Genomic DNA, 5013 nt, shown 5'->3' with positions numbered 1-5013 from the left:
ACTATAGAAACACTTGGGGAAACAACTGTAGAAAATACATCTGTTTTAAAATAAATTATCGCCACTAAAAACGGTCAAACTCGTAATTTCAATATTGATCTCAATGAAAATGATACATACAATTTTAAAAACTTTACTAAATATAAAGGTGCAGAATTAACGAATAAATTAATTAATGCAGAAGAAAGTCAACTTGAAGATTCAAGCGATAGTAATGCTAGTAGCTTTGTGAATCCTAAAAAGCTATTATTTACTGAAAACAAAGAAGCTAATACTACGTATTTTTATTTTAATAATGATTCTGATTTGAATGAAGAGAAAAAGGAATTGAAAGAAAATAGAATTCCTAGTAATGGTTACAACACTTCTATTAAACCATTTAAATACAATGGTAAATATTATTCTGGATTAGCAGATGCAAATTATAATAAAAATGATGGAGAGTTAACAGTAAACCACATATTGATTACAGAAATAGACAATAAAAACCAACAAATTGTATTAGATGACCAAAATACCTTTAATGACGATGAAATTATAAAGTATGAGAATACAGATGAAGCCAAAGATCAAAAAGAAAAAGAAAAAGACGATTTTTATAATCTATAATGTAAAGACTATCAATAATAAAAAAGAAGCGGAGGCAAAATAACAATCATTGCCAACCGCTTCTTTTTGAGCTTCCGAAAACCAGAAGCCCAAATACAAATGTACATAAGCATTAATAACATCCAACCTATATAATATATAAAGCGTCTTTTGCTTATTTTGTAACTATTTTTTTGATTTTCTTTATTGGAGAACTTTTACGTATAGTTTCTTTTCCTCTAACATTATTCGATATCTCTTTTGATAGTTCGACTTCATCTTCTGATATACATGCTGCAAGAAGTGTCAGCCATTCTTCTGAGCTTAGTTCAATTCTATTACGACTTTGTTGTAGAATAGCGAAATTTTCAATCATATCTTTTGAAACACCGTTGTCTATAGCATGTATCAAATTATTATATGTGTTATGTTTCTGTTGCTTATTATATTCAGAAAAATAACTAATCAACCTTTTTAATGATTTAAACACAAAGTATAGCAAAATTGTAGTTACTACACTTAACGCAACAACACTTAAATTGAGAAATAAATACAATGTTTCATTAGTAAGTTTTAAATCATCTTTAACAAGATCAGAAGGGATTTTGGCATAATTTAAAATTGATGTTATCCAAACCACAAAAAGCGCTAAAAAAATAACACTTTCTATAAGTTTAGTAACTACATATCTTTTTTTCATAGGACTAGATATATTTCTACTTGTTATACTAAAATCTGACATTTTGGTCATTATTACCATAAAAATCAGACAAGTAGAAATAACTAGTATTGCGGGGGTTAAGTTATACATTAGGTTCTCCCTCCTTAAAATCTATATTGAAGTAACTACTTTCTATGTTAAATATTTCTTTATTATCTCCATGTGAAACCACTCTTATACCAGTACTTCCATCTTTTGTATTATGTACCTTTATTTTACTACCTGACATTTTATGTTTCTTAAGTTCTATTTCTAATAGTTCTCTATCAAATATTATCTTCAAATCTTTTATGCCCCTTATTTTATCTTTGCTATCTATCTCATTTTCAATAGATATTTGATAGTTATAAATCACTCCGTTTTTTTTAATTGGTATAGATTCATCAATTTTAATATAGGATTTCTTGGATTTAGAATTACCCTTATTGTCTATCGTATATTTATCGTATACATACACTTCACTAACTCTAGAAACTGCTTCAAAGTTAACTTGATTTACGCTATAAGTAATTTCGTCTAAAAATTTAATAACGCTATTAGGTAGTTTTTGACTAAGTATTACTGGGTGGACTTCTTTTTGGGCTTCAATTTCTTTTTGATTATCTAGGTAATAATCATATAGTTTACTAATTGAATCAAAACTTGTATTTTCTATCGTCTGTAAATTGGACTTTAATTTTTTTACAATACTTAAATTCACATTAGACTGTTCACTAATTGTAGTTGCAGATATATTACTATTTAACAGGGATTGAACACCGTTTTTTATATATACACTATACACATAATCACACCTTTATCGTTTAATTAATTAAATGTATAATAGCACCTATAAAAAGTTCTGTAAAGAACCTTTTAAAAATAATTATGACATTAAAAGCGGGTATATTAATTATAAAAAGGTCTTAAAAGGTCTTAATACTTAAAAATAACCACAGAAACACTTAACATATGTTTAAACATATGTTATATTATATATAGGAGGTAAATCAAATGAGCTCATCAAGAGAAATAATAAAAAGGATTGAGCGTAATGACTGGTACTTAGTCAAAGTTGTTGGAAGTCATCATCACTTCAAACACCCGACTAAAACAGGCAAAATAACAGTCCCACACCCTAGAAAAGATTTACCTCGTGGTACTGAACGTTCAATCCTTAAGCAAGCAGGACTTTAATAGTCCTCTTGCTATCTCTTATTATTTCGATGATATAATAGTATGAATCAAAATTCTTATAAAAATTCAAAACACAATACATTTTTAACCATTTATCAACTAAAGGAGGATTAGTTAAATGACAAAGGAAAATAACTTTTCTATAAGAGCTGCAAGTATTTATTGTTATATATTTACAGTGGTAACTATATATGTATCTTCCTTTTATACAATAAATGGATTCAAATTGATAGAAGCTAACGATCTCATGCATCATCTTTCAAACGCTATAAGTTTAATTGTTCTTGTCTTAACATGGGTTGGAGCTATTGCTTTTTTAGGTGTTTCAATAATACTCACAATAATATGGATTAAAGAGGATTGATATATATGGAGAATAGTAGAAATGTTTACAATGCAATCGTTGAATTGGATAACGGGGAAATTGAAAATTACCACATAACAGCAGGGGGAATAGGTGGAGCCGACAGAGTTCTCTCTAAACATATAAGAGACTATAAAATTCGGGCTATTTCTATAAAGATAAATAAAGTAGATGGAGAAAAAGCTCAAACAGATAGAACAAGGCTATATAGCTCTAGTAATGACTTGTTATTAGAAGCACCGTACTTAGTTGGTAATAGAATAGTAAGAGGCTTTAATTGGAGGGGAATATAATGAAATATTATTACTATGCAGTATTAGAAAAAGAAGACGAATATTATAACGTGTCATTTCCAGACCTAGCAGGAGTTATCACATTCGGTAAAGGGATAAATGAAGCGGTTGAAATGGCAAGTGATGCATTAGGCGGACATTTGATAGTTATGGAAGATGATAATGATACAATCCCAGAACCATCAGATTTCCATACATTAGTAGGTAACTTAGAGTCAAACCAACAATTACAGTTAATCACAGTTGATACTAACATCATAAGAGCAAGAGAAGAGAATAAAACAGTAAATAAAATGGTTACATTACCAAAATATATGGTGGAATTAGGTAAAAGTAGAAACGTTAACTTCAGCCAAACACTACAACGTGCTTTAAAAGAAGAACTAAATCTTTAGGGGATGAATCTTAATGAATATTATATATACTCTTTTATCTGTAGTCGCTATTATGATTGGCGTTCCTATGTTTTTATTCGGCACAATTAAAGTGTTAAATGGTAATAAAGGAAAACTAAGCGTAGCTTTTTGTATATTAGGTATATTAACAATAAGTCTTGGCATCTACGTATTAATGTAAGCAATTCCTTATAAATCTAAAATAACGTAATATATGACAACACAAAAGAAGGTGATGAAAAATGAATGTTACATTTCAAAACTTTACACTAGACACATTAATGAATGATATGAATGATCAAATGTCTAATATTCCTGAATGGGGAAAATTGCTTTTAATATTAGCAATGCTTATATGCATTATAGTTTTGGTTATAGTGATAAACAAAATTGCGTTTCGCTCAAACTATACCAACTATACCAATTCAACAAATGTTAGTAATAAGCCTAACAAAAGTGTAAAAATAAATAATACTGACTATATAATTTACTTTTTCGTATTGCCTTCTGTAATGCTAGTAAGTGGTTTAATTGGTCTATTATCATGGTTTGGATTATTTTAGCAGCAATGTAAACCAAAGGAATCTGAGGGGAATTCAGTAAAGTAATATAAAAAGAAGCGGTTAAATAACCACTTCTTTTTTTGTTTACTATTATTCACCTTTCTTAATTAATGTATCTAAACTATCATCATCTAAAAAGAAATTAATTTTCCCATTACTAATATCAATTTCAACCTCTATTTGTGGATCCATATCTTTTAAACTAGAAATATCAGTAGTTATAAAATTAGAGCGATAATCATATTCCTCTTCAAATTCTTCTTTATCATTATATAATTTATATATTTTTCTGTTATTTCATCTTCTAGGTCATTGTATGCCTTAGTATCATCTTTAAATAATTTAAAAATAGATTCATTCGATAAATTCTGACTAAATATTAATTTTTCATATACCCCTTCAAAGCGAGTACTTATTACGTTCTTTATCCTATCAATTTTTAAATTCCCTTCATCATCGTAATACCAAGAATACATTGATTCTGTTATTTCTTTCAGGAAATATTTTAATCTAAAGTAATATAGAATATTTAGATACTTTCTAGCATTATCGTAATCCTTAACGTTAAAATTATATTGCGATATCAAACAATCAAGCTTATGAAGACCAGCTAATTGAATCTCTTCATTTTCATAATCTCTTTGAAATTCAAATTTATATATTTCAACAACCTTATCATTACAATGTTCACTAACACAGTTTTCTGCTAAATAATAAGCGCGGTTAATACTAACACCAAATCTATTAGGTTCCACATCAAAAGAAAGCAAATATTCAGTATCATTTAATATTTTTTCTCCATTTTCTGTGGCTATGTATACATAAGGTAGTTCTAAACTTGTAATATTTTCCAAGTTATCGTAAATACGACTATTAAGTTCAGTTTTATTACCTCCTATTTTAAGATTATGTT

9 protein-coding genes and 1 pseudogene are annotated in these 5013 nt (G+C 28.0%); 7 read left to right on the top strand and 3 right to left on the bottom strand.

The window, feature by feature from the left end; genetic code table 11:
* The first annotated feature begins 228 nt into the window (after nt 1-228).
* The gene (locus tag ACF91D_RS29350) at nt 229-609 is read left to right on the top strand and encodes a hypothetical protein (RefSeq protein WP_392438246.1); all 381 of its coding nucleotides are present in this window, start codon (nt 229-231) and stop codon (nt 607-609) included.
* A 154-nt stretch (nt 610-763) separates the two neighbouring features.
* Here ACF91D_RS29350 and ACF91D_RS29345 read toward each other — a convergent pair whose 3' ends face one another.
* A complete protein-coding gene (locus ACF91D_RS29345) occupies nt 764-1399 on the bottom strand; it encodes a hypothetical protein (RefSeq protein ID WP_392438244.1) in 636 nt (211 codons plus the stop codon).
* On the bottom strand, nt 1392-2093 hold the full coding sequence (locus ACF91D_RS29340) for a hypothetical protein (RefSeq protein WP_392438242.1): 702 nt from the start codon (nt 2091-2093) through the stop codon (nt 1392-1394). Before ACF91D_RS29340 ends, ACF91D_RS29345 begins: the two co-directional genes overlap by 8 nt.
* Nucleotides 2094-2302: 209 nt before the next feature.
* On the opposite strand from ACF91D_RS29340, the gene ACF91D_RS29335 reads away from it, so the two are divergent.
* The 6 genes from ACF91D_RS29335 to ACF91D_RS29310 all read left to right on the top strand — a co-directional run bounded on the left by ACF91D_RS29335 (nt 2303) and on the right by ACF91D_RS29310 (nt 4100).
* A complete protein-coding gene (locus tag ACF91D_RS29335) occupies nt 2303-2485 on the top strand; it encodes a type II toxin-antitoxin system HicA family toxin (RefSeq protein ID WP_392438240.1) in 183 nt (60 codons plus the stop codon).
* Between the two features lie 118 nt (nt 2486-2603).
* The gene (locus ACF91D_RS29330) at nt 2604-2849 is read left to right on the top strand and encodes a hypothetical protein (protein WP_392438238.1); all 246 of its coding nucleotides are present in this window, start codon (nt 2604-2606) and stop codon (nt 2847-2849) included.
* 5 nt (nt 2850-2854) lie between these two features.
* Entirely contained in the window at nt 2855-3142 is a 288-nt protein-coding gene (locus ACF91D_RS29325; RefSeq protein WP_392438237.1) for a hypothetical protein, read from the top strand.
* Complete coding sequence (locus ACF91D_RS29320; protein ID WP_392438236.1) at nt 3142-3537, top strand: type II toxin-antitoxin system HicB family antitoxin; 396 nt, start codon at nt 3142-3144, stop codon at nt 3535-3537. The genes ACF91D_RS29325 and ACF91D_RS29320 overlap by 1 nt, the downstream gene beginning before the upstream one ends.
* Before the next feature lie 13 nt (nt 3538-3550).
* A complete protein-coding gene (locus tag ACF91D_RS29315) occupies nt 3551-3718 on the top strand; it encodes a hypothetical protein (protein ID WP_392438235.1) in 168 nt (55 codons plus the stop codon).
* A gap of 61 nt (nt 3719-3779) precedes the next feature.
* A complete protein-coding gene (locus ACF91D_RS29310; RefSeq protein WP_392438234.1) occupies nt 3780-4100 on the top strand; it encodes a hypothetical protein in 321 nt (106 codons plus the stop codon).
* 218 nt (nt 4101-4318) lie between these two features.
* Here ACF91D_RS29310 and ACF91D_RS29305 read toward each other — a convergent pair.
* Nucleotides 4319-5013, bottom strand: a pseudogene (locus ACF91D_RS29305) (SAP domain-containing protein); the annotation flags it as partial.

This window comes from Staphylococcus sp. 231237_7MaSpsaltlick (genome assembly GCF_043107035.1).
The sequence above is the reverse complement of the archived record's forward strand: the minus strand, read 5'-3'. Positions and strand labels throughout refer to the sequence as shown.

Excerpts from the sequence above, each read along its gene's own strand:
- ACF91D_RS29345 (WP_392438244.1), bottom strand. The coding sequence starts at position 1,399 with ATGTATAACTTAACCCCCGCAATACTAGTTATTTCTACTTGTCTGATT.
- ACF91D_RS29335 (WP_392438240.1), top strand. The coding sequence starts at position 2,303 with ATGAGCTCATCAAGAGAAATAATAAAAAGGATTGAGCGTAATGACTGG.
- ACF91D_RS29330 (WP_392438238.1), top strand. The coding sequence starts at position 2,604 with ATGACAAAGGAAAATAACTTTTCTATAAGAGCTGCAAGTATTTATTGT.
- ACF91D_RS29325 (WP_392438237.1), top strand. The coding sequence starts at position 2,855 with ATGGAGAATAGTAGAAATGTTTACAATGCAATCGTTGAATTGGATAAC.
- ACF91D_RS29320 (WP_392438236.1), top strand. The coding sequence starts at position 3,142 with ATGAAATATTATTACTATGCAGTATTAGAAAAAGAAGACGAATATTAT.
- ACF91D_RS29315 (WP_392438235.1), top strand. The coding sequence starts at position 3,551 with ATGAATATTATATATACTCTTTTATCTGTAGTCGCTATTATGATTGGC.
- ACF91D_RS29310 (WP_392438234.1), top strand. The coding sequence starts at position 3,780 with ATGAATGTTACATTTCAAAACTTTACACTAGACACATTAATGAATGAT.